Here is a 2,196-nt window from a genome sequence, read left to right on the forward strand (position 1 = left end):
CACAGGGTACGATAACCGCTACTCCAGGATATTCTGGGATCTGAACTAATAAGATCGTTTGTCCTTGTACCGATACCCGCCCCGGCGGGTATCTTTTTTATCAATGGTAACCAACCGGTGCAGCGATAGGGGTACGAAACCTATCTTTGATGAAAATCTGCCTATGTTCCGGCTTTGTTGCGCATATTTCCAGGTGCATTATTCCTCATTGCAGTATCAACCGTATCCGCCCAGTCCAACTGGACGGATACGGTTTCGCTCGTAAAACCAATCTCCCTGCTGAATAAAAAATTTTTTGTGCAAATGCCTGTTGGAGCGGTTGTAAGTCCCCGTGTCGCAGATATCATGGCGGCTGATCCAACGAAAACAAGGAAACCAGGATCATCCTCGACCACGATAGCAGCCGGCTCGTATTTTTTGCACAGGAACTCTATTCCTGGGGAAGCAAGACTTTATTTGAGGATCTGAAAAAACAGGTGGAACCGGATTTTGATTTCGACCGGCGCATTTTACGCGACTCAGCCGGATTACTGGCCGTGCTTTCCACCCCCCTGTTATATGATTCCACCCAACAGGCGATCCTGGTAAACAGCCTGACAGTGCAGGGTCCGGATAATACAGTGAGCAGGATTGATGCCTATATCAATCCCACGGCCTGGAAGGATAAAGCACTATATGCAAAACTGACCGAAAAAATTTTCCAGACAATCGCCAATGGCACCCGGCGAATCAGTTTACCGGCAAGAACCGAAACACTTGCCATTCCGGGTACCAACGCCAGTTTTTCCTTTGTATTACCGGCCGGATATTTTGTAAACATCGATGAGAAATACGATTTCGCGGTATTCCGGATTGGAAAATTCAAACCACTGGCAGCAGATGATTATATCAGCCTTACAATTTACACCGGTCACCACCCCACCCTTTTTCATAAAGAATACGGGATACCTGACAGCGCGATGCAGAAATGGCAGGCATCTTTTTTGCAGAATAAGTATGACTGGCTTGTTTTTAATGATGAAAAAGAGAATTTTTACCTGCGCGAACAGATTATAGCTGGTGATGCCGCCGAGCAGGGACTGCTTTTCCATGTAGCGTTGCTGACCAATAAAAAAGATATAATGACCGAACTGTCGGCGGTTACCGAAAAATACGTGTAGTAAAAAAAACCAACTAAACCTGTATTCCCTCCATTAAACCTTAACTCCTCAACTATGGACCCGCTGTTTACCATCCTGCAAAAACGCTTCGGAAAATATCCCGAACGGCATAAAGGAATTAAATGGCCCGATGTACAGGCTAAACTCGAACAATCTGCCGCTGCCATGGAAGCCCTTCAAAACATGGAAGATACCGGTGGCGAACCTGATGTCGTTATGTTCGATAAAAAGAAAAACACGTTTATTTTCTTCGATTGTGCGCCCGAGAGCCCGGCCGGCCGGCGCAGTCTCTGTTATGACCGTGCGGCATTAAATGCCCGTAAAGAACATAAGCCCAAAAACTGTGCACTGGACATGGCGGAAGAAATAGGCATAACCCTGCTTACCGAAGAACAATACCGCTATTTACAACAGCTGGGAAATTTTGATCAGAAGACATCCAGTTGGGTACAAACACCCGCCGATATCCGTCGCCTCGGTGGTGCACTTTTCTGCGACCGGCGCTACAATACCGTATTCGTATATCATAACGGTGCTGATTCGTATTATGCCGCGAGGGGTTTCAGGGGCGCGCTGGAAGTGTAATGCTCCTGCCTTTCAAAAAAAGGTTGCAGGGTTACCAGCGATGGGATCACCTCATTTCTTCCCGCTCCTTCTGTCCAGCTCTTTATTGATAAGCCCGAGTTCCCGTCCCGTTTGTCCCTTCACCGATGTATTCTCCTGCGCACGACGCATCAGGTAGGGAATTACATCGCGGATAGGCCCGAACGGAAGGTACTTGCTCACACTGCAACCAGCATGTGCAAGATTGAATGTAATGTTATCACTCATGCATACAACTGGCTCCAGTGCACGTGTGGATGATTGAGCGGCAAGCCCTTTTCCTGTAAAAGCTGGGTGGCATACAGGTTACTGTACTCGTTGTGGGATGCTACCACGAGTGCCACCTGGTCAATATGATCGATGCAGAATTTTACACCGGCATTGTAGTCACGGTCGCTGCTTTCCTTGTCCGGTTGTATCGGGGATGGGTAGC

Annotated in this window: 2 protein-coding genes and 1 pseudogene; 2 read left to right on the plus strand and 1 reads right to left on the minus strand. The window is 47.8% G+C overall.

The features are described from left to right. Window positions 1–476: 476 nt before the first annotated feature. Window positions 477–1,160 (plus strand): hypothetical protein, encoded by a 684-nt coding sequence (locus CV014_RS29540; RefSeq protein ID WP_236145261.1) that lies wholly within the window; start codon window positions 477–479, stop codon window positions 1,158–1,160. A gap of 54 nt (window positions 1,161–1,214) precedes the next feature. Next, window positions 1,215–1,745: a DUF4256 domain-containing protein gene (locus CV014_RS29545; protein ID WP_236145262.1), complete on the plus strand. Its 531-nt coding sequence runs from the start codon at window positions 1,215–1,217 to the stop codon at window positions 1,743–1,745. 51 nt (window positions 1,746–1,796) lie between these two features. Here CV014_RS29545 and CV014_RS30835 read toward each other — a convergent pair. After that, a pseudogene (locus CV014_RS30835) lies at window positions 1,797–2,182 on the minus strand (proline dehydrogenase family protein). Window positions 2,183–2,196 lie beyond the last annotated feature (14 nt).

It is taken from the genome of Nostoc sp. CMAA1605 (assembly GCF_021596505.1).
Lineage (GTDB): Bacteria > Cyanobacteriota > Cyanobacteriia > Cyanobacteriales > Nostocaceae > Trichormus.

Bases quoted from the DNA above. Each gene is read 5' to 3' on its own strand.
- CV014_RS29545 (WP_236145262.1), top strand. From the start codon at position 1,215: ATGGACCCGCTGTTTACCATCCTGCAAAAACGCTTCGGAAAATATCCC.